Annotated in this window: 15 protein-coding genes; 7 read left to right on the top strand and 8 right to left on the bottom strand. The window is 62.4% G+C overall.

The annotated features are described in order from the left end of the window. Position 1: 1 nt before the first annotated feature. The 5 genes from AC2ISB_RS14155 (at position 2) to AC2ISB_RS14135 (ending at position 10,339) form a co-directional block, all read left to right on the top strand. Positions 2-1,168 (top strand): nucleotide sugar dehydrogenase, encoded by a 1,167-nt coding sequence (locus tag AC2ISB_RS14155; protein ID WP_330629346.1) that lies wholly within the window; start codon positions 2-4, stop codon positions 1,166-1,168. Positions 1,169-1,177: 9 nt separating this feature from the next. Next, entirely contained in the window at positions 1,178-2,572 is a 1,395-nt protein-coding gene (locus AC2ISB_RS14150) for a phosphohexomutase domain-containing protein (protein ID WP_486576976.1), read from the top strand. A 307-nt stretch (positions 2,573-2,879) separates the two neighbouring features. Continuing rightward, positions 2,880-5,654 (top strand): calcium-binding protein, encoded by a 2,775-nt coding sequence (locus tag AC2ISB_RS14145; protein WP_486576975.1) that lies wholly within the window; start codon positions 2,880-2,882, stop codon positions 5,652-5,654. Positions 5,655-5,887: 233 nt separating this feature from the next. Further along, positions 5,888-8,836, top strand: coding sequence for a hypothetical protein (locus AC2ISB_RS14140; RefSeq protein WP_486576974.1), 2,949 nt, complete (start codon positions 5,888-5,890; stop codon positions 8,834-8,836). Between the two features lie 108 nt (positions 8,837-8,944). Beyond that, a complete protein-coding gene (locus AC2ISB_RS14135; RefSeq protein WP_330629342.1) occupies positions 8,945-10,339 on the top strand; it encodes an oligosaccharide flippase family protein in 1,395 nt (464 codons plus the stop codon). A 270-nt stretch (positions 10,340-10,609) separates the two neighbouring features. Here AC2ISB_RS14135 and AC2ISB_RS14130 read toward each other — a convergent pair whose 3' ends face one another. From AC2ISB_RS14130 to AC2ISB_RS14095, 8 genes are all read right to left on the bottom strand, one after another. Next, positions 10,610-12,082, bottom strand: coding sequence for a c-type cytochrome (locus AC2ISB_RS14130; protein ID WP_486576973.1), 1,473 nt, complete (start codon positions 12,080-12,082; stop codon positions 10,610-10,612). A gap of 2 nt (positions 12,083-12,084) precedes the next feature. Next, positions 12,085-13,674, bottom strand: coding sequence for a GMC family oxidoreductase (locus AC2ISB_RS14125; RefSeq protein ID WP_330629340.1), 1,590 nt, complete (start codon positions 13,672-13,674; stop codon positions 12,085-12,087). A gap of 22 nt (positions 13,675-13,696) precedes the next feature. Beyond that, positions 13,697-14,266, bottom strand: a complete 570-nt coding sequence (locus AC2ISB_RS14120; RefSeq protein WP_406721708.1) for a sugar dehydrogenase complex small subunit — start codon at positions 14,264-14,266, stop codon at positions 13,697-13,699. Between the two features lie 431 nt (positions 14,267-14,697). Beyond that, complete coding sequence (locus tag AC2ISB_RS14115) at positions 14,698-16,005, bottom strand: TRAP transporter large permease (RefSeq protein ID WP_330629338.1); 1,308 nt, start codon at positions 16,003-16,005, stop codon at positions 14,698-14,700. After that, positions 16,002-16,505 carry a TRAP transporter small permease gene (locus AC2ISB_RS14110; protein ID WP_330629337.1) on the bottom strand — a complete coding sequence of 168 codons (504 nt, stop codon included), beginning with the start codon at positions 16,503-16,505 and terminating at the stop codon, positions 16,002-16,004. Before AC2ISB_RS14110 ends, AC2ISB_RS14115 begins: the two co-directional genes overlap by 4 nt. Positions 16,506-16,510: 5 nt before the next feature. Continuing rightward, positions 16,511-17,488 (bottom strand): TRAP transporter substrate-binding protein, encoded by a 978-nt coding sequence (locus AC2ISB_RS14105; protein ID WP_330629336.1) that lies wholly within the window; start codon positions 17,486-17,488, stop codon positions 16,511-16,513. 112 nt (positions 17,489-17,600) lie between these two features. Continuing rightward, a complete protein-coding gene (locus AC2ISB_RS14100; protein WP_486576972.1) occupies positions 17,601-18,776 on the bottom strand; it encodes a LysR substrate-binding domain-containing protein in 1,176 nt (391 codons plus the stop codon). A gap of 5 nt (positions 18,777-18,781) precedes the next feature. Further along, positions 18,782-19,657, bottom strand: a complete 876-nt coding sequence (locus tag AC2ISB_RS14095) for an NAD(P)-dependent oxidoreductase (protein ID WP_330629334.1) — start codon at positions 19,655-19,657, stop codon at positions 18,782-18,784. A 165-nt stretch (positions 19,658-19,822) separates the two neighbouring features. On the opposite strand from AC2ISB_RS14095, the gene AC2ISB_RS14090 reads away from it, so the two are divergent. Further along, positions 19,823-20,554: a PIG-L deacetylase family protein gene (locus AC2ISB_RS14090; RefSeq protein WP_330629333.1), complete on the top strand. Its 732-nt coding sequence runs from the start codon at positions 19,823-19,825 to the stop codon at positions 20,552-20,554. Positions 20,555-20,592: 38 nt separating this feature from the next. Continuing rightward, positions 20,593-21,561 (top strand): VOC family protein, encoded by a 969-nt coding sequence (locus tag AC2ISB_RS14085; RefSeq protein ID WP_341485963.1) that lies wholly within the window; start codon positions 20,593-20,595, stop codon positions 21,559-21,561. The last annotated feature ends 12 nt before the right edge of the window (positions 21,562-21,573 follow it).

Raw genomic sequence — 21,573 nt, 5'->3', positions numbered from 1 at the left:
GATGAAAATTGTTGTTGCTGGCCTTGGGTATGTAGGCCTGTCGAATGCTGTGCTTCTGGCGCAGAACAACGCGGTGGTGGCAGTCGATGTGGATGCCCGCCGCGTGGAGATGGTCAATAACAAGAAATCCCCGATCGAGGATCGCGAGCTGGAAGACTATCTGGCCAACAAGGATCTGGATCTGGTGGCCACGACCGAGGCAGGTCCGGCCTATGAGGGGGCGGATTATGTGATCATCGCGACGCCCACCAATTATGACACCAAGTCGAACTATTTCGATACCTCTTCGGTCAATTCGGTGATCAAGCAGGTGATCGCGGTCAACAAGACGGCGACCATCGTGGTGAAATCCACGATTCCGGTGGGCTATGTGCAGGATATCCGCGAAGAGCTGGACACCCAGCAGGTGATCTTCTCGCCGGAATTCCTGCGGGAGGGCCGCGCGCTTTACGACAATCTCTACCCCTCGCGGATCATCGTGGGCGAAGAGAGCGAGCGCGCCAAGATCTTCGCGGACCTGCTGCTGGGCGGCGCGATCAAGAAGGACGTGCCGGTCATGTTCACCGGTCCGACCGAGGCCGAGGCGATCAAGCTTTTCGCCAATACCTATCTTGCGATGCGGGTGGCCTATTTCAACGAGCTTGACAGCTATGCGATGGCGGGGGGCATGGACAGCCGCCAGATCATCGAAGGCATCGGTCTCGACCCGCGGATCGGCAGCCATTACAACAACCCCTCCTTCGGCTATGGCGGCTATTGCCTGCCGAAAGACACCAAGCAGCTTCTGGCCAATTACAATCAGGTGCCGCAGAACCTAATCCGCGCCATCGTGGATGCCAACCGCACGCGCAAGGACTTCCTGTCGGACCAGATCCTGATGCGCGGCCCGAAAGTCGTGGGTATCTACCGTCTGGTGATGAAGGCGGGGTCGGACAATTTCCGCCAGTCCTCGATCCAGGGCATCATGAAGCGGCTGAAGGCCAAGGGCGTCGAGGTCATCGTCTATGAGCCCGTGCTGAACGAGCCCGAATTCTACCGTTCGCGCGTCGTCAATGATCTGGCGGCCTTCAAACGCGAGGCGGATGTGATCGTGGCCAACCGGATCACGGATGATATCAGCGATGTCGAGGCCAAGATCTTCACGCGCGATCTCTTCCACGCGGATTAAGGAACGAGGATGGCACCCGCTTTTGGTACGTCAGGCCTGCGTGGCCTTGTGACGGAGCTGACGCCCGATCTTGTGGCGTCCTATATCGAAGCGTTTCTTGTGGCCTGTCCGCAGGGACGCGCGCTTTATGTCGGGCGTGACCTGCGCCCGTCCTCGCCCGAGATTGCCGCCGCCGTCATTGCTGCCGCACAGGCGGTGGGCATGGATACGGTGGATTGCGGGGCGCAGCCCACGCCGTCTCTGGCGATGGCCTCGATGGCGGCGGGCTGTGCCGCCGTGATGGTCACTGGCAGCCATATTCCGGCAGATCGCAACGGGCTGAAATTCTACATCCCCGAAGGCGAGATTTCCAAAGCCGACGAGGCCGCGATCAAGGCAGCCCGCGCGGCGGGGCACAAGCCGCAGGGCAGCGGCGGGCAGGCGCGTCCGGCCCCCGATGCCGGTGCCGCCTATATCGCGCGCTATGTGCAGGGCTTCGGCGCGCAGGCGCTGGCGGGGCTGCGCGTCGGTGTCTACCGGCATTCCTCGGTGGCGCGGGATGTCATGGAGGCCGTGATGGCGGGGCTGGGGGCCGAGATCGTGCCGCTTGCCAACTCCGATGTTTTCATTCCCGTCGATACCGAGGCCGTGGACCCCGGGACCCGCCACCAGTTGGCGCAATGGTGCAGCGAGTACGGGCTGGATGCGGTGATCTCGACCGATGGCGATGCCGACCGTCCGATGCTGACCGACGCGGCGGGCAATGTCGTGCCGGGCGATATTCTGGGCGTGCTGAGCGCGCGCTATCTGGGCGCCGAGGTGATCGTCACGCCCGTATCGTCGAATGACATGGTGCGCCAGATCCCCGAATTCCGTCAGGTGCATCTGACCAAGATCGGTTCGCCCTTCGTGATTGCGGGCATGGAGGCCGCACGTGATCGGGACCCGCAGGCGAAAATATGTGGTTTTGAAGCCAATGGTGGCTTCCTTCTGGGGTTCGAGGCACAGCAGCGCCAGCCGCTTGCGCCGCTGATGACGCGTGACAGCCTGTTGCCGATCGTTGTGCCGTTGATTGCCGCGCGTGCGGCGGGCCTGTCTCTGGCGGCGCTGGTTGCGGCGCTGCCGCCCTGCTTTACCGCCGCAGACCGCTTGCAGGATATCGACCGTGACAAGGCGGGGGCATTCCTGAGCCGGTTGAGCACCGATATGCAGGCGCGAGCCGCCTTCTTCGCGCCCGAAGGCCCGATTGCCGATATCGACCTGACCGACGGGCTTCGGGTGAATTTCACCTCGGGCGCTGTCGTGCATCTGCGGCCCTCGGGGAATGCGCCCGAATTCCGCATCTATGCCCAGGCCGGAACCGCCCAAGCGGCGCAGGATCTGGTGCCTTCGGTTATGGAACGCGTATCTGCCCATATGGGCTGATGATGGGAAACGCAAAAAAGGGGGTCATGCCGTCGCGGCATGGCCCTTTTTTTATTGGCTTTTGCGTAATATCTACTCGGTTGCGGCGCACAACCTGAGGATGCAAAAGACATATCCACATTGCAGAAAATACGCGCATAGTTTGGATTAATTGTCGCGATCCGCCCAATAATCGCCACGAACATGACGCGGCTTTAGCGCCGCGCGCATGCAGCCTGTTCTCACGTAGACGTATCTCCACCGGTGCGCCTGCGTCTCACGGATTTTGAAACCACTCCTTGTTCCGAGACCAGAAAGGGCCTGCCCGATGACGAGCTATTCGACCATTTCCGCGACCGGAAATGATAATCCGACACTGGCTTTCAATTTGTCGCGTATCACCGATTGGAATTCTGCCTCGCAGTTTCTCGATCAGATGAAGATGATGCGGCAATGGCTTGTCCATGAAGACGGTGTCTGGGGTGGAGGTAGCCTGTCTGAGGCGATCGAGGCCGGTATTTTCGACGAGAACGGCTGGCCTACGGAAATTCCCGAAGGGGCGGACGGGATCGGTACGGTGTTCGACTGGACCACCTCCTCGACGGCGGATGCGGCCCTGGCCGAGCAACGGGCCGGCGTCTATATCGTGGAATACGAGGGCGAGGGGACGCTGAAACTTCAGGGCGATGTGACGATCCTGTCGAACGAGGATGGCAAGATCGTCTTCGAGAATGTGTCCGGAAACAGCTGGACCCTGACCATCACCGAGACCGACCCCGAAGGCACGGGCGATTACATCCGTGATGTTACTGTGGTGGCCGAGGAGGATTATGATCTGTTTCAGGCAGGGGCGGTCTATAACCCCGACTGGATCAACCTGATCGACGATGCCCGCCAGTTGCGCTTCATGGACTGGCTCAACACCAACAGCTCGACGGCGGTCACGGTGGAGGATCTCAAGATTTCCACCGACGAGCGCGGGCTGACCACCGATGCCTCGCTGGAGGATATGGTGCGGCTGGCCAATGAGGTCGGGGCGGACCCGTGGTTTTCCATCCCCTATCTGGCGGATGAGAGCTATATCCGCGCCTTTGCGGAATATGTGCGCGACAATCTCGATCCGGATCTGGTGGTGCGGGTGGAATATTCGAACGAGGCCTGGAACACCGATTACGCCGTCAATGCGTGGCTGGCCGAGCAGGCCCTGTCCGAATGGGGGCTGACCGGGCAGGAAGCCAAGGATGCCTATTATGTGAAGATGGCCAGTCAGGTGGCGCAGATCTGGGAGGAGGTCTTTGGCGAGGAGGCCGATGACCGTCTGGTCAATGTGCTGTCCGGTCAGGCCAATAACACATGGCGCACGGCCCGCTTGCTGGAGGCCTCGGCCTGGGCCGAGAACGAGCCGGATGCCTATGTCGATCCGTCCGAGCTGTTCGAGGAATTCGCGATCACCAATTACTTCGGCACCAACCCGCTGCAGACCACTGCGGGGCGCACCGCGGTGCTGGATTTGCTGCAGACGCAGGGCACGCAGGCGGCGATCGATTATATCGTCGCGCTGACGATGGACCCGTCACAAAGCTATTCGATCCCGACGCTGGCAGCGGCTTGGGCCAAGCAGGCCGAGCTTGCCCATGATGCGGGGCTGGAACTTGTGGCCTATGAGGGCGGGCAGCATCTGTTCAGCTGGTTCTCGACCACGGGGCTGAGCGCCGACGAGCGGACCCTCCTGATCGATTTCATGGCCGAACTGGTGCGCACGCCGGAAATGGCCGAGATGTATCAGACCGCGTTCGACCTGTGGTCCGCCGTGTCCGACGGGCCCTTCATGCAGTATCAGGAAGCCTCGACGGTGACGGCCTATGGCTCTTGGGGGCTTTATGCCAACCTCTCCGACAGCAATGAACGCGCCGATCTGCTGACCGAACTGAACGAGATCAGCGATACATGGTGGGAAGCCACCGGCGGCACGCAATATCTGCAGGGGATCGTGGCCCGCGGCACCGCCGAGGACGACATTCTGATCGGCACCGATCAGGAGGATTACCTGATTGGCGGCGATGGCGATGACACATTTGTGGGCGGCGCGGGCAATGACGGCATCAATGGCGGGGAAGGCACGGACCGTCTGATCCTGTCGGGGAACTTTGCCGATTACACCATCACCGCCGAGGGCGACGGCGTCTATCTGGTCGAGGGGGCCGACGGGCTGGACTACATCCGCGATGTCGAGGAATTGCAGTTCGACGATACTGTCGTGGGTCTGGATGTCGAGATTGCCGCCGCAGAGCCGGATCTGGTGGCTGCAGCGCTTGTCGAGGAGGCCGGATCGACCGCAGTCAACGAACCGCTGGCTGACGAGACCGAAGTGGTGGCCACGGAAAATATTCTGGATCTGTCGGATCTCACCGAAGGGCAGTCGATCAGCGCGATCAACCGCTATAGCGCGCTTGGCAAGGAATTGGGGTTGCAGGATTCGCAGAACTATTTCTACGCCGAAAGGGGCAGTACCGCGACGGTGGACGGGCAGGAATTCGGGATCAGCTACTGGACGACCAATGAAAACAGCCTTGATTCCGGCAAGGTGGCCCTGACCAGCAGCGCGTTGATCACCGCGCAGATGCTGGGGGATGTGGCTTTGGATGTGGATCAGGTCATCGGTTCGCAGGGGGCGGATAGCTTCAACATGCGCAGTGCCGATGATGTGGTCTATGGCGGGGCGGGCAACGACACGATCAACACGTCCGACGGCAATGACTTTGTGGATGGCGGCGCTGATAACGACTGGATACAGGGCGGCGGGGGCAATGACACCCTGTTGGGCGGCGACGGTGCCGACGGTCTGGTGGGCGGCACGGGCGATGATCTGCTGACCGGCGGTGCGGGGGTGGACCAGTTCATCTTCGATCAGGGCACGGGGCAGGATACCATCACCGATTTCACCGATGAGGATATCCTGATCCTGCGCGATTTCATGGAAGGCGTTTCCGATCTTGCCTCGGCTCTGAGCGAGACGGATGAGGGGCTTTTGCTGAGCAACGGCACGGATTCGATCCTGTTTGCGGGATGCAGCCTCGAAGATGCCGACTGGATTTTCGAATAGCGCGAAGAGGGCGGCTTTGCGCCGTGCTCTGACCGGATCAGGCGGTCTTATCAAGGGCGATCAACGGCGGGTGAGGGTGCGGGAAACCGCACCCTTTGCGCGTTTACAATCGCGCGGACGCGTGGAAAGCTGTGACCTTTGCAGGCGGGGAGGCAAGCGGTCTTGTTGCTCTGCCGACCGGTCCTATGTGCTTTTTGTTTGTCGCTCTTTCGCTCTGCTTTCTGGAATACCCCATGATCCTGTCGCGCCTTTCCCTGTCCGGTTTTTCCCGTATGCCCCGTCTGCCTGATGGCGGGCGGGTCTGGTATGGCCTCCGGCATCTGGCTCTCGGGGCCGTTTCGCTGGGCGGGCTGCTGGCGGGCGGCGTTCTGGCGGGGAGTGTTCCGGCGGGGGCGGTCCATGCCGGACCGGAGATCACGGTAAGCCCGCAGGTGCTGCAGCAGGATCTGCACCCCTTTACCGCGACGGTGGGCGATTTCGGCAATGGCGCGGATCTGGCACCGATGGGGTTCGAACCCACGATCTACCGCACCATGTTGACGGCAACACAGGATGCCACGGATCGGGTGAGTGCGGACCCCGCCAAGATTTCGGCCAATGGCCTCCTGCGTGACGGGGCGCTGGACGGGGCCGAGCTTGAAGTGCTGCGGATCGAGAACGGCCAGTTCCGCTCGGTGCGGCTGGGGCATGTGGCGCAGGGCGGGTTCCATGCCAGCGGGTTCCTGCCGCTGGCGGAGGGACGGATGCTGCGCGGCACGCAGACCAGTGTGCAACTGGATCTGGGACAGGACGCCCGTCCCGGATCGGCGCGATATTTCCGGCTGCGTGCGGTGGATGCGGCGGGGCGCCTGTCGGAGCCGTCCAATGTCGCGGTGGTGAATGTGCCCAAAACTGCAGGCAAGGCACCGCGTCCCCAACTGGCCAAGGCGGACCTGCGCATGGATCATGCGTCACGGCTTTCGGCACCGCGTCTGGCGGCGCGGCTGACCGCCTCCGGTCTGGCGCAGCTCAGCTGGGCGGCCCAGAGCGGCGCGACAGGCTATGTGATCGAAAGCTCGGACACGGCCCCCGAGGCCCAGAAGGGCTATGCGCTGGTCTTTGACAAGGCAGGGGCCTCGGTGAAGGCCGGAGATCTGGTGATCGTGCGTGCCAATCTTGCGGGGCGCGGGCGCGATGCGCTTGTCACCGATGCCGAATGGACCTCTTGGCCCGCCCGTCGTCTGCTTGCGCCAAACGGGATCGGGCGGGCCTTATGGGAGGGTCGCCAGCCGTGGTCTCTGCGTATGTGGGATGGCAAGCAGCCCGCCGGTATGGCGGCAGGCGCTGGCGGCCAGAGCTATCTGCACCTTGATCTTGCGGGCGGCAAAACCGCTTTGGGCAATTACAACCATTCCGGTGCGGGGCAGGCGTTCTATCCGGTGCTCAACCCCGAAAAGACCTATCGCGCCGAAGTCTGGATGCGTGCCGATCCGGGGGTGAAGGCGCGATTTGTCCTGCAGGGGCCGCTGGCCAAGCTGGGCGTGACGGGCCTGCCCGCCGCATTGCAGATCAAGGATGGCTGGACGCGCTATAGCGTCGAGTTCCGCCCCGACCGCATCTATCAGGGCGACAAGCCCGGCGCGATCCAGCTGGAACTTTCGGGGCAGGGGGCTGTCGATCTGGACAATCTACGGATCTATGCCACCGATGCGGGCTTTCTGGACTGGAGCCCCGAAGATCTGGCGCGTCTGAAGCTGTCGGGCATGTCGGATCTGCGCACCCATGCTTTGGTGCGCACGGGGCGCGATAGCTATGATCTGGCGCAACTGACCAATACCGGCGGGTCCAGCAATCTGCCCGGAACGGCGACACTGGACCAGAGCCTCAAGGGGATTGCGGCGGCGGGCATGTCGCCCTGGCTCCAGATCGAACCGCATCTGTCCCGCGCGGAATGGCTGGGGCTGGCGGAATATCTGGCAGGGCCGGAGGGCGCGGGCCCGATGGCAGACAAGCGCGCAGCCCAAGGCCATCCGGCCCCGTGGACCGACAGTTTCCCGCATATCCGGCTGGAATTGGGCAACGAGACATGGAACCGGCTTTTTGCGCCCTGGACCTTTCCGAAGATGCGCGATGCCACAACCGGTGCGCAGTATTCCAATGGCGATGTCTACGGGCTTTATCAGGAATATGTGCTGTCCATCCTGCGCCAGAGCCCCTATTGGGCCGCGCTGGAACCCGAGCTGATCCCTGTGCTGGGCGGGTTCAATGGCAGCGATTACGGGCCGGATGCCGCCGCGCATTCGCCGCATAGCGCCGAGCTGACCCATGCCGAATATATCGGCGGTTGGGATCAGGGCGAGGGCGTGGTCCGCCCGAATGATGCCAATTTCGCGACCATTCTCAGTTTCGGGCCACAGATGGGGGGGCCGAATGCGCAGCGCTACGGGAAGGATCTGCGCCAGCTGGACCGCGGACGGAAACGGCCCTTGGCTCTGGGGACCTATGAGGCCGGGCCGGGCTATACGATCAACGGGCTGAACGGGCGGAAGGTCAGTGCCGATCAGGCCGCCCAGCAGGAACTGGCGATGAAAGGGGTGGTGGCGGGCACTGCGACGCTGGATGCGTTTCTGCTGCAGGCTGCGGATGGCTATAAGGTGCAGAATTTCTTCACCTTCGGCGAAGGGCGCACATGGTCGTCGCATGCGCGCTGGGATCATGGCGGGCAGGCCTATCCGTCATGGGACTGGCTGGCCCTGATCAACCGGCTGGTGCTGGAGGGGCCGGAGGCCGGGGGGGCGCAGATGCTGGAGGTGCGTGGCACGGACCTGCCCCGCATGGATATCCCCAAAATGGCGCGGCGGGCCGCACGTGAGGATGTGCCGATGGTCGGGGCCTATGCGCTGCGCCGCGGGTCGCGTCTGGTGGTGGTGGTGACCTCGCGCCTGCTGCCGCAGATCCCGAAAGGTCAGGATGGCCATCTGGCCCTGACGGTGGATCTGCCCGCAGGCACCGGCCCCAAGGTGACGCGCTACCGGATGGAGGGTGGATATCGGGCCAGCAACTATCTGGCCCCCGAGGCGAAGCTGGTGGCGGAGCCACAACCGGACCTTGTTTCCGACAAAAGCGGAAAATTGAGGCTGAATATCGCCGATCTACCACCGGCAGAGGCTTTTGTTTACGTATTTGACGCTGCGCAAGGGTGATCGGGCGCGCGGCAGGCCTTGTCCCCGCCGTGAAAGCGGATGAAAAGCTTACCAAGATTTCAGAACGGCAGCCCCCGGAAATTGCGGGGACCATGAAAAGGAATATCCATGCGCGGCAAAATCGGAGAGCTCATCCGGGGCGATAGCGTCAAGGCGCGGTCGATGCGGTCTTCGGCTTTTGTGGTTGTCGGGTTCGGCGGGCAGAATGTGCTGCGGCTTGGCTCGAACCTGATCCTGACGCGGCTTCTCTATCCGGAAGCGTTCGGCCTTATGGCGTTGGTGCAGGTGTTCCTGACCGGCCTGCAGATGTTTTCCGATCTGGGGATCAACGCCTCGATCATCCAGAACAAACGCGGGGAAGAGCCCGAGTTCCTGAACACCGCCTGGACCGTGCAGATCCTGCGCGGGGTGCTGCTTTGGGCCATTGCCTGCACTCTGGCATGGCCTGCCGCCCAGCTTTACCACGAGCCGCGCCTGATGGAGCTGATGCCGGTCGCGGCCCTGACGGCGGTGATCACGGGCTTCACCACCACCAAGATCGCCGTGGCCAACCGGAACCTGCAGATTGGTGTGCAGGTGATGACCGAGCTGGCCGCGCAATTTGCAGGGCTGATCGTGACGGTCGTGCTGACGTTCATCTGGCGCGATGTCTGGGCGCTGGTGATTGGCGGGGTCTGCGCCGCGGTGTTCAAGGTCTCGGCGCAGCATGTCATGCTCAAGGGCCCTGCGAACCGCTTCCATTGGGACAAACCCGCCGCGCAGGAGCTGATCCGTTTCGGCAAGTTCATCTTTCTCAGCTCGATTGCCGGTTTCATCGTCAACCAGAGCGACCGTGCCATTCTGGGGGCGCATATTCCGCTGGGCGATCTGGGGATCTACACGATTGCCTATACGGTGGCCAGCATCCCGCTTCTGCTGGCGCAGCAGGCGGGCGGCAAGGTGATATTTCCGCTCTATCGCCGTTTTCCGATGGATCAATCCGCAGAGAACCGCCGCAAGGTCCATCGGGCGCGGCGGCTGACACGGCTGTTCACGCTCTGTCTGGCCTGCGCGATCTCGTTGGGCGGGGTCGGGCTGATCGGCGTGATGTATGACGAGCGATACATCAAGGCCGGTCCGATCGTGGTGCTGATGGGGTTCTCTATGGCGGCACAGATCTCTGTGTCGATGTATGACGGGGCCTATCTGTCGAAAGGCGACAGCCGCAACCACTTCTTCCTGACCTCGCTGTCTGCCGCGCTGCAACTGGTGTTTTTGCTGGTGGGCGTGGCGTGGTTCGGCCTGCTGGGGGCGATCTTCGCGCCGGTCGGCGTGGTGCTGTGCGTCTATCCGTTCCGCGCCAAGCTTCTGCGGCGCTATCAGGCATGGGACCCGATCGGTGATATCGGTGCGCTGGCCTTGGGCTGGGCGATCACCGCTTTGGCGACGTGGTATTGGTGGGGGTCTGTCGGGCCGTTCATCCGGCAGGTGCTGGCGGCTGCGGGCTGGGCGATCGCTGCCTGAGCGTGAGGCAGGCGCCGTTTGCGGGCCTTCCGGCATTTGGACACAAAGAGCCTTCTTGCCCCGTCATGGCGGGCAGGAGGGCGGTTTGCACATCGCGCGGTCTTCGGGCAGGGTGCTTGTGCAGAGTTTTCGCAAACGCCCTCCGGACCTGCCAAAGGCGTATGGGACTGCCTATGAAAAAGCTCGAACGCGCCGTTTGTCCTGCGCGTTCGGGCTTGTGTTTTTGGGGAGCGCGTGGCCTCCGGCGATGACCGGAGGCCCGCAGACCCGTTAGCGTTTGCGGCGGATCACACGGATCAGAGCCGCCAGAAGCAGCACCAGAACAAGCACGGCCCCGCCCAGCAACCAAGGTGTGGCGCGCAGCAGCCAAGGCGTGGGACCACCGGCTTTCATCTGGGCCACATCCCGTGCGGTAACGCTGAGATCCTTGTTGCCGAAGCTGGTCAGGACATAGTTCGAGACCGCCGCGATCTGCGGATCGCTGAGCGTGTCGCCAAAGGCGGGCATCGAGACGGTATAGCCATTGGTCTCGCGATGGATGCCATTGGCCACGGCCATCACAAGATTGGCCGCCGACAGCCCGCCCGTTGCCGAATTGGCACTCAGCGAGGGGTAGAACTGGTCTGCGGTACCTGCGCCGTCCAGCTGGTGGCAGCTCGAGCAGGCGCCCGCATAGATCTCGGCCCCGTCGGTCGAGCTGCCATCGGCCATAGCCCGCGGCGCGTGATCGATGGGCGCATCAAAGGCCATCATCTGCACATCTGCCGCCTTGGTCACGCCATAAGAGGGAATGGTCTGGCCCTCGGCATGGATGGCCGGCACGGTTTTCAGATAGCCCGCAATCGCCTCGAGATCGGCATCCGAAAGGTGACGGAAGCTTTTCCCGACGGCTTCGGCCATTGCGCCGCCCGCCTGTGCCTTGCCATGTGCGGCCCCGCTGCGCAGGTAGGACACGATCTCGTCCTTGCTCCAGCCGCCGATCCCCGAGATCTTGTCGGAGGTGATATTGGGGGCGTGCCAGCCATTCAGATCCGCCCCGCCCAGATAGGCCGAAGAGGTCTCGCCCATCAGCAGGTTGCGCGGGGTATGGCAGGTCTGGCAGTGCCCCAGCACATTGACCAGATAGGCCCCGCGCCCCTCGGCACCCGGTGCGACATCGGCGGCCTGTGCCGGTGTGCCGCCGGCAAACATCAGGTTCCAGCCCGCCATCAGCCAGCGCTGGTCATAGGGGAAGCCAAGCTGTGTCTGCTGCGCAGGCGCGACATCAACCGGCTGCACCTGTTGCATCAGATAGCTGTAGAGCGCGTGCACATCCGCATCGGTCATGCCCGCATAGGCGGTATAGGGCATGGCCGGATAGAGATGCCCGTCCGGCGCGACGCCCTGACGCAGCGCCTTGGCAAATTGCTCTTCGGACCAGTTGCCGATCCCGAACTCTTTCGAGGGCGTGATATTGGAGGCGATGATCGCTCCCATCGGAGAGGCGATCGCATAGCCGCCCGCCATATCCTTGCCACCCGGTGCGGTGTGACAGGCAGCGCAATCGGCTGCGGTCGCGATATAGCGACCCTGCGCGATCAGATCGCCCTCCGGTGACAGAAGCGCCTCCGTGCCCAGCGTGCTGTCGTCGGCAATCCGCTGCACCAGATCGGGCGTGGCGTCCGGACCGCCGGTATAAAGACCGTCGGCTGCGGCGGGCAGCGCCCCTGCCAGAACAAGGGGCAGAACAAGACTGTAACGCATGATCAGATCTCCCGCGCGATGATGTCGGCCGAACGCAGCGCCAGTGCGACGCCGGGCAGGGTCGGGTTGATGACACCCGAGGCCGGAATGACGCCGGTCGTGGCCATGAAGAGGTTCGGGTGATCCCATGTGCGGCATTCGTGGTTCACGACCGAGTCCTTCGGATCGTCGCCCATGATGACGGTGCCCATGATATGGTCGCGGTTCTGGAACCCGGTATCATCCTCGATGACCTCGCCATTCATGATGCGGACGAAATCGGCGAAGTTCTCCTTGGCCTTGACCGCGCCCGCCTTGACGTAATCATCCACGTCATAATGCACGCTCAGTCCCGGAATGCCCAAAGCATCCTTCTTCTGCGACGGTGTCACGCGGTTTTCCGGATGCGGCAGCATCTCGAACACGGTCGAGACATCCACCCAACGTGCGGCCATGTCGCGGATACGCTCGTCCAGCTCCGGCCCGACGACCCCTTGCTTAAGAAGGCGCTCGGCAATGGCGCGGTTGGGCACGGTATTGGTCAGCGCATGTTTGACGGCGGAATGCTCGCGGCGGAAATCGCCGTCGCGCAGGTTGAAAATGCCGCCTTGTTGCACCTGACCGCGGCCCGGCCAGAGCTGTTCATCGGCGAGGAATTGCAGCCCCATGCCGCTATGGTCCATCAGGTTGCGCCCGACCTGATCCGAGCTGTTGGCCACATCCGACAGCAGCAGCAGCTTCGGCGTTTCCAGACCGTGGCAGGCAATGATGAAATACTTGGCCGTCAAGCGCACGTCATCGCCCTTGGACGAGCGGTAATGCACCGCCGCAATCTTGCCGCCCTCGCCTTTTTCCAGCTTGTAGGCGGTGGCATCGGTCAGGATCTTGGCCCCGGCCTTCTGTGCATGGCGAGCATGGACATCGCCCGAATACATCGCCCCGATGGGGCAGACGGGCATGCAGTTATTGTTGCCCGAACAGGCCGGACGCCCGTCCCACGGCTGGTTGGTCCGGCCATTGGGCTCATGCAGGAAGTTATAGCCTTCGGCCCCGATCCGCGCCTTCAGACGCTGGAAGTAATAGGTTTCGGCCTCGGGCGGCACCGGATAGGGTTTCGAGCGGGGCGGGTAGGCGCTATCGCCCCCGCGGCCCGACTGGTCCTCGGTATCGGAACCGGCCACACCCAGATTGTATTCGGCCTTGGTATACCACGGCTCCAGCTCGTCATAGTCCATCGGCCAGTCGCGGCCCACGCCATAGAGCGTCTTCAGCTTCATGTCATTGGGGATATAGCGCCATGTGGCCGCCGCCCAGTGCCATGTGGTGCCGCCCACCAGCTTGAGCATCCCGGGCTTGAATTCGAAGCTGCCGGTGTTTTCAAGATAGTCCCCGTCAAAGGAGGTATGCGCCCAAGGGGCGTTCGGATAGGGGTCGTTATGGTTGCCTTTGCGCGGCGAGGCGCGGAAATTCTCGACCACTTTCCAGCGCGGGATCCATTCGCCGGCCTCCAGCATGATCACGGATTTGCCGCGACTTGCGAGTTCATATGCCGCATTGCTGCCTAGAGCACCGGAGCCGACGACGATAACGTCGGCGTCAAATTCAGTTGCCATTTGGGTTGCTTTCGAAAACTTGTTACTTGCCAGTCATGAAGGCGGGCGGGTTTTTCCAGTAATTGGAATGGCCGCGCGACCAGCTGGGGATCACCGTTGCATCGCGGGTGGGCTCGTACATCAGAGCTTCCGCATAGGATACGAACTGGGCATCGTCTTTGGTGGTGTTCATCGACGGGGTTCCGGTATAGCCCAGATACCATGCAGAGATGATCTTCATTGCCACCGGACGCAGCGCCGGATTGGCCTCGGCAAAGCTGTTGAACTGCCGCATATCCGAAAAACCGGCGGCCTCGATGGCCTGTGCAAGCTCGGCGGCCTGGGCGGCGAAAGCGTCATCGTCTTGCGACAACGCGGCAAGGGCGCGCGCGCCCACCACAGGCGACAGGGTCTCGCGGCCGGTCAGCAGTTGCGACAGGCGGGTAAACCCGTCTGCATCAAGCGGCTGTGTCACCGCAGCCCCGACCGCCGCCGGCATTGCCGCAGCGGCCAGCATGGCGGTTGCGCTTCCCAGAAGACGCCTGCGCGTCAGACGACCGGAAGCCGCCCCATCGGCCTCGTGTCCTGTCCTCTCATACAATGAGGAAATCATGAGTGTACCTTTCTCGTTTGGGTCAGGTTTCGCGTCTGTCGGCGCCGCGGCCCTTGCAGGATCTGCCCGATGCCATCCGCGTTCAGGAGATCACGCGTGCGCGCGAAAGACGTGAAAAACCTTGCCTTGCCTGCTGATTGTAGTGATTTTGCGCTAACATCAAGAGTGTTATTGGCTGGCTTATTGTATCTTTGCTCAAGATATCAAAACGCATCCCGAGTGCGAAAGATACGGGATGGATCACGCTTTGATCGCGCTATTTTGTGTCGCGCCATTTGCGGCCTGCGGGGAATTGCACAGCAGATGGGCACCTTTTCCGAGGCCTTACAGGTCCTGTCGCTACCGGCGGGGCTGATTCACCCGCACAGAAAAAGGCGCGGCACCGGTCGTGTTCCGGTGCCGCGCCCTGGTTCGGAACGAACAGGCCGCCGTTATTGCCCGAACATCGAATTGGGCACGATCAGGGCGATCTGCGGGAACAGGATGATCAGCAAAAGCCCCAGCACCATCGCCATCAGGAACGGCGTGACCCCCTTGAAAACGGTGGCCATCGGTACGTCGGTTGCGACCCCCTTGACCACAAAGACGTTCAGCCCGACCGGCGGGGTGATCATCCCCATTTCGATCACGATCACCGCCACGACCCCGAACCAGACCGGATCGAACCCGAGCTGGACGATGACCGGAAAGACGATCGGAATGGTGACCACCAGCATCGACAGCCCGTCCAGAAACATGCCCAGCACGATATAGCCCAGCAGGATCAGCGCCAGCGTGCCATAGGGGCCGATCTCCATCGATACCAGCGCATGGCCCAGCGTTTCGGGGATATGGGTGACCGCCAGAAACGGGTTGAGGACATTGGCCCCGATCACGACCATATAGAGCATGGCCGATGTCTTCAGTGTCTCGAAGAGGGCATCGCGGAAGGTGCGCAGGCTGATGGCCCGCATCACGAAGGCCAGCAGGGTCACCAGCCCCGCTCCGATGGCAGAGGCCTCGACCGGCGTGAAGATCCCCGCATAGATCCCGCCAATGGAAATGCCGATGATCGATAGAAGCGGCATCGCCCGCCCCAGCAGGGCCAGACGCCGTGTCAGCGGCACCCGAGCGCCGCGCGGGCCGGTTTCGGGGGAGAGTGTCGCGATGATGGCAATCGTGCCGATGAAAAGGCCCATCAGCAGCAGTCCCGGCAAGATTCCCGCCATGAACAGGCGGCCAATGGATTCTTCCGTCAGGATGGCATAGAGCACGAAGCCGGTCGAGGGCGGGATCAGGAAGCCCAGCGTGCCGCCTGCGGCGATGGACCCCGTCGAGAGCGCATCGCCATAGCCCAGCCGTTTCATCTCCGGCAGCGCCACTTTGCCGATGGTCACCGCCGTGGCCACAGATGAGCCCGACACCGCCGAGAACACCGCGCAGCCCAGCACCGAGGCCGAGGCCAGACCGCCCCTGAACCGCCCGACCCATGCGAAGGCCGCATCATACAAGGCGCGCGAGAATCCGGCGACCGAGGAGATATTGCCCAGTAAGATGAACATGGGCACCACGATCAGGTTATAATTGGTCACCGCCGAATAGGTCTCGGTCAGGGTGACGGCACCCGCCGTGCGGCTGCCCTCAAGCTGCCATAGCCCGAAATAGCCCACGATCAGCATGGCGAACGCCACCGGAGTGCGGAAGATCATCAGCAGGAAGAGCCCGCCAATGCCCAGCAGGCCAACAGAGAGATCGGTCATGCGCGCACCTTTTCAATCATAATAACAATGGCTTGCAGGGCCATCACCACGATACACAGCGCCACGCCCGCCGCGATGATCGCGTAGAACGGCCAAAGCGGCAGGCCCAGCATATTGGTGGTGTCTTCGTAGTCCCACGCATCCACCGCCTTGGCGATGGCCCGTGTGCACAGGATATACAGCACGAAAGACGACAGCACGCGCGAGACGATATCGCCCAGAAAGCGCCCCCACGCGCCGATGACCCCGTCCAGCACATCCACGCTGACATGGCCCGAATAGGAGGTGCAATAGGGCAGGGCCAACATGACCACCGCCGCCGAGGCCAGTTGCACCACCTCATTGATGCCAAGGATGGGGGCATTGAAGACATAGCGTGCAAACACCCCCACAAAGACCAGTCCCAGCACCACCATCAGGAAGGCCCCTGCCAAGGTCACCAGAACCAGATTGGCGCGGTCGAAGATCTGTAGCCAGAGCGGGCGAGATACAGGTTCCATCACGGTTACTGCGCCGAAAGCACGTCAACGATATGCTGGGCGTCCTTGCCCTCTTCTTTCGCGATGGTTTTCACCAGCCCGTCCGACAGCCTGTCAAAGGCGGACGCTTCCTCGGGGGTGAGATGGATCACCTGCTTGCCGGGCAGGGCGGCGAAATCCGCGATCCCCTTGCTGGCAACGGCAAGCTGGCTGTCATGGCCGTTCTTCGCCGCCTCCAGCCCTGCCGCATCGATGGCCTTCTGGTCGGCCTCGCTGAGATCGGCATAGGCGTCGCGGTTCATCAGGATAAAGAAGGGCGAGATGGTCGTTTCCATGCCCATCGTGATGTAATTCGTGACCTCGGACAGCTTGAAGGCATTGATCCCCGTGCCATCGATCATCGCCCCGTCGATCACGCCGGTCTGCAGGCTGTTATAGATTTCGGACACCGGCATCGAGACCGGCGTGCCCCCCCATGCCTCGACCAGTCGGCCGGTATTGCGCGACGGCACGCGGATCTTCAGCCCTTTTAGATCTGCAGGGCTATGAACGGGCTTTTTCACGGTGAACAGGATGTTTTCGGCATTGGACCACAGCGCCACCAGATGCGCGCGCCGGTATTCCTTGGCGAACAGGTCGAGATGGGCGCTCAGCTCCTGCGTGCCGGTCTTCTCGTCCAGCAGTCCGGGCAGTTCGGCGGTCAGCGTCAGCGGGAATTGCGAGGCGGTATAGCCCGGAAGCGAGACCGCGAATTCCGCCACCCCGTCCACGACACGGCCATATTGCTCGGCAGGGCCTGCCCCCAGTTCGCCGCCGGAATACAGCTTGACGGTCACATCGCCTTTGGTGGCCTGCGCCACCTGATCGGCAAAGGGTTGGAAGGTCGATGCCACATAAGGATGCCCTGCAGGCATAAAATTGGCAAATTTCATTTCGTCGGCCTGTGCGGTGACGGCCAGTCCGGATCCCATCATCAGACCCAGCAAGAGATTAGCGGCTTTCATGTCATCCTCCCCTTGGTGTAGCGGGCTCCCCCCGCGCTACTTCGCCCTGAAAGATCACATTTTAAATCGGGGCTCTACCAATCAGAAGAAAGCGCCCCTTCATAAATTTACGCTATAACGCCTCGGCAGAGGCCTGCCGGATCTCTTCCATGATCAGGCTTTGCGCAGGCGTCGGCATCCAGTCACGGCGATAGGTCAACCCGATGGCGCGGGTGGAATGGGGCACCGCGAAAGGCAGCACCGCCACCAGCTTGCGGTCGATATCGGCGCGGGCCTGCAGATGCGAGACACAGGACAGCACCTCGGAAATTTCCATCATCTCGCGCATCAGGATGACAGAGCCCGTTTCGATAATGCTGTCGGGCAGCGCCAGACCCGCCGCATGGAACATCGCGTCGAACTGGGTGCGCGTCGGTGTGCCAGTGCGGGTGACCAGCCAGTGCTGCTGGCGCAGCACCTCCAGAGACAACGGGCGGTGCAAGAGCGGATGGTGATGGCCCGCCAGTAGCACCAGATCATCGTCGAACACCCTTTCCTGCACCACATCCTCGATGGGGGCGGGACTGCGCAGCGCACCGATCAGGAAGTCCAGATCGCCCCGCCGCAACTGGCCCAGAAGCTCGTCATACGTGCCTTCGATAATGCGGATCCGCAGATTCGGGCGTTTTTCGCGAAACCGCGCCAGCACCTTCGGCATCGGGTGCGACCGCGCCAGTGGCATCGCTCCGATGGTGATCTCCCCGACTTCGCGCCCCACCAGATCACCCAGTTCCGACACCGCCTGATCCAGCTCGGCAAAGCTCAGCCGCGCGATCCGTGCCAGCATGGCGCAGGCGCGGGTTGGCACGATGCCGAACGCACTGCGCTGGAAAAGCGCCTTGCCCGCCTCGCGTTCCAACTGGGTCACGGCCCGATGCACCGTCGGCTGGGCAATGCCAAGCTGGCGGGCCGCCAAGGAGAAATTCTGCGCCTCCGAGGTGGCAATCAGCGCCAGAAGCTGCGCCCGCGTCGCGGTGAGTGGCAGGCGGGGGGCGATCTCGTTCAGCGCCCCGTCCAGCATGTCCAGCGCGCGTTTGCCGCGCCGCGCCAGCAGTGCCCCCGCTTCGGTCAGGAAAAACCCCTGTGACGTGCGCCGGAACAGCGGCAGTTCGGCCTCGGCTTCCAGTTTGGCAATCGCCTGTGTCACGGCGGGTTGCGACACAAGGCAAAGCTCTGCCGCCCGCGTCACCGAGCCCGTTTCGGCCACCGCATGAAAGACGCGCAAATGGCGCAGATTGGAGCCCAGCATTGCCCTTACCCTTTATGTGCCAACCCTTCTAGCACAGCGGTGCTACGGGATTCGAGACCATCTTTGCCCGCGCCCAGCCCCAGTGACCCGACGGTCCTTTGCCACCGCGTGACGGCCTGCGCCATGTCGTTGGGCAGCCCCAGATCGGCCAGCGTCTTGGCGACCTCTTCCATCTCGGCGGCGCGGCGTGTGCCATGCACCATCATGCGTTCCAGATTGTAATTGCCCCGTGCGGCCCAATCCGTATCGGGGTCGGAAGCCTGCAACGAGGCGATCACCGCATCGGTCAGATTGGCGCGGCGGGCCGCCAGCAGACATTCGGCACTGAGCGCCTCCATACCCTTGATCATCACCGAGCGGATCATCTTTACAGAAGACGCCGCGCCGATTTCGGGGCCTGCCAGCGTGGCACGCATATCCAGCGCCTGAAGATAGGGCAGGGCGGATGCCGCATGCGGGCCGGACACCAGCAGCGGCACATGATGCAGTTTCGGATAGACAGGTGCCATCACCGCCACATCCACATAGCGCCCGCCCGCCGCCTGCACATAGCCCGCCGCCTGTGTCTTGCTGCTGGGCGCGCAGGAATTGCAGTCAAGCCACAGCGCCTCAGGGCGCAGGAAGGGCGCATAGTCGCGCGCGGCATGGACAGCCTGATCGGCGGTCACCAGCGACAGCACGATCTGTGCGCCGGAAAGGGCGGCCTCGGGACTGTCCTGCGCGGTAACAGAGAGCGCCGCCGCCCGCTCCAGAACCGTGGCGCGCTCTGCGCCGCCCATCTTCCGGTCATAGCAGCCCAAGTCAAAGCCTCGCGGGGCGTTCCAGCCCTTGGCAAAGGCTTGGGCGGCCTCTCCGAACCCGATCAATGTTAGCTGTGTCATCCTGTCATGGCCCCTTGCAAACTCGTGTGAATTTTGGGCCGATCGGTGCGTATTTCAAAGCGGTTATAGCGCGTTCTTATGGGTTGGCGAATGTTTCTGAATTGCCTCCGCTGCCGGATTTCCGGAAGTTTGCGACAACAGGTTTCGAGGATCTCGGAGGAAAGAATGTCAGATCGTAAAACGGCGCTGGTGATCAGCGCGCATGCGGCGGATTTCGTGTGGCGCTGCGGCGGGGCCATCGCGCTGCATGCCGCGCTTGGCTATGACGTGACGGTGGCCTGCCTGTCATTCGGAGAGCGGGGAGAAAGCGCGCGGCTTTGGAAAGAGGGCAAATCGCTTGACGAGGTGAAGGCGATCCGCCGTGACGAGGCCGAGAAAGCCGCCGCGGTTCTGGGCGTGGCCGATCTGCACTGCTTCGATCTGGGGGATTACCCGCTGGAGCTTGACCGCGAGGACAAATTCCGTCTGGTCGATCTGATCCGTAAGGTGCAGCCGAAATTCATGCTCAGCCATAGCCAGTATGATCCCTATAATACCGACCATATGTATACCACCCGCATCGCGCTTGAGGCGCGGATGGTGGCGCAGGCTTGGGGGCATAATCCGGGCGAGAAGGTGCTGGGCGCGCCGCAACTATACCTGTTCGAGCCGCATCAGACCGAGCAGATGGGCTGGAAACCCGATACGTTCCTCGACATCACATCGGTCTGGGACAAGAAGCGGGCGGCGATGGAATGCATGAACGGGCAGGTCCATCTGTGGGAATATTACACCCGCGTGGCCCAACAGCGCGCCAACCATTTCAAGCGCAATTCCGGTGGTATGTCGGGAGGGCGTGACTGCCAGTATGGCGAGGGGTTCCAGTCGGTTTTCCCGCGCACCGTCGACGAATTGTAAGAGAGGCGGCCCTCGGGCCGTTTCGGGAGGAGACTATCATGAGCCATCCGGCAACCAATCCAAGCTTCGACATTGCCCATCTCGGCCATGTCGAGATGCTCACCGACAAATTCGACGAGAGCCTCGATTTTTTCACCCGCGTCTACGGGCTCAAGCTTTCGGCGCAGGACGGGAACTCGGCCTATCTGCGGGCATGGGATGATTACGAATTCTGCACGCTCAAACTGACCAGATCCGATGTCACGGGTGTGGCCCATATCGGCTATCGCGCCTCTTCGCCCGAGGCGCTGGAGCGTCGGGTTGCGGCCATCGAGGCCTCGGATTTCAAGGTGATCGGCTGGAATGACGGGGACCTGTCGCACGGGCGGGCGTTCCGTTTCGAGGATCCGTTCGGGCATGTGTTCGAAATCTATTACGATACCAACTGGTATACCGCGCCGGATGCGGCAGAACGGGCCGCGCTGAAGAATACCGCGTCGTCCTTTACCGGCGCTGCCCCGCGGCGTCTTGACCACCTCAACCTGCTGGCCGAAGACGTGACCGAATTCCGCCGCTTCATGACCACCTGTCTGGGCGCGCGGGTGACCGAACAGATCCAGCTGGATAACGGTCGGCTGGGGGGCTGCTGGTTCACCGTTAACAACAAGACCTATGATCTTGCCTGCACGGAAGAACATGGCGGTGGCACGGGACGGCTGCATCATGTGACCTATGCCACCGACCAGCGCGAGGACATCCTGCGCGCCGCCGATATCTTCCTGCAAAACGACATCCATATCGAAACCGGCCCGCATAAGCATGCGGTTCAGGGCACGTTCTTCCTGTATGTCTGGGAACCTGCGGGCAACCGCGTCGAGCTGGCCAATTCCGGCGCGCGGCTCATTCTGGCCCCCGACTGGGAGACCGTCACCTGGACCGAGACAGAGCGCAAGAAGGGGCAGGCCTGGGGCTTGAAGACCATCGAGAGCTTCCATCTGCATGGCACCCCGCCGGTCCGGAAAGCCTGAAAGAAGGAGAGA

It is taken from the genome of Thioclava sp. NS-SX20, assembly GCF_057380695.1.
Note: the sequence above shows the minus strand (reverse complement) of the source record. Positions and strands in the feature narration are given on the sequence as shown.

What these genes read in the sequence shown, in the direction of transcription:
- AC2ISB_RS14155 (WP_330629346.1), top strand. Translation starts at nt 2, where the DNA reads ATGAAAATTGTTGTTGCTGGCCTTGGGTATGTAGGCCTGTCGAATGCT.
- AC2ISB_RS14150 (WP_486576976.1), top strand. Translation starts at nt 1,178, where the DNA reads ATGGCACCCGCTTTTGGTACGTCAGGCCTGCGTGGCCTTGTGACGGAG.
- AC2ISB_RS14145 (WP_486576975.1), top strand. Translation starts at nt 2,880, where the DNA reads ATGACGAGCTATTCGACCATTTCCGCGACCGGAAATGATAATCCGACA.
- AC2ISB_RS14140 (WP_486576974.1), top strand. Translation starts at nt 5,888, where the DNA reads ATGATCCTGTCGCGCCTTTCCCTGTCCGGTTTTTCCCGTATGCCCCGT.
- AC2ISB_RS14135 (WP_330629342.1), top strand. Translation starts at nt 8,945, where the DNA reads ATGCGCGGCAAAATCGGAGAGCTCATCCGGGGCGATAGCGTCAAGGCG.
- AC2ISB_RS14130 (WP_486576973.1), bottom strand. Translation starts at nt 12,082, where the DNA reads ATGCGTTACAGTCTTGTTCTGCCCCTTGTTCTGGCAGGGGCGCTGCCC.
- AC2ISB_RS14125 (WP_330629340.1), bottom strand. Translation starts at nt 13,674, where the DNA reads ATGGCAACTGAATTTGACGCCGACGTTATCGTCGTCGGCTCCGGTGCT.
- AC2ISB_RS14120 (WP_406721708.1), bottom strand. Translation starts at nt 14,266, where the DNA reads ATGATTTCCTCATTGTATGAGAGGACAGGACACGAGGCCGATGGGGCG.
- AC2ISB_RS14115 (WP_330629338.1), bottom strand. Translation starts at nt 16,005, where the DNA reads ATGACCGATCTCTCTGTTGGCCTGCTGGGCATTGGCGGGCTCTTCCTG.
- AC2ISB_RS14110 (WP_330629337.1), bottom strand. Translation starts at nt 16,505, where the DNA reads ATGGAACCTGTATCTCGCCCGCTCTGGCTACAGATCTTCGACCGCGCC.
- AC2ISB_RS14105 (WP_330629336.1), bottom strand. Translation starts at nt 17,488, where the DNA reads ATGAAAGCCGCTAATCTCTTGCTGGGTCTGATGATGGGATCCGGACTG.
- AC2ISB_RS14100 (WP_486576972.1), bottom strand. Translation starts at nt 18,776, where the DNA reads ATGCTGGGCTCCAATCTGCGCCATTTGCGCGTCTTTCATGCGGTGGCC.
- AC2ISB_RS14095 (WP_330629334.1), bottom strand. Translation starts at nt 19,657, where the DNA reads ATGACACAGCTAACATTGATCGGGTTCGGAGAGGCCGCCCAAGCCTTT.
- AC2ISB_RS14090 (WP_330629333.1), top strand. Translation starts at nt 19,823, where the DNA reads ATGTCAGATCGTAAAACGGCGCTGGTGATCAGCGCGCATGCGGCGGAT.
- AC2ISB_RS14085 (WP_341485963.1), top strand. Translation starts at nt 20,593, where the DNA reads ATGAGCCATCCGGCAACCAATCCAAGCTTCGACATTGCCCATCTCGGC.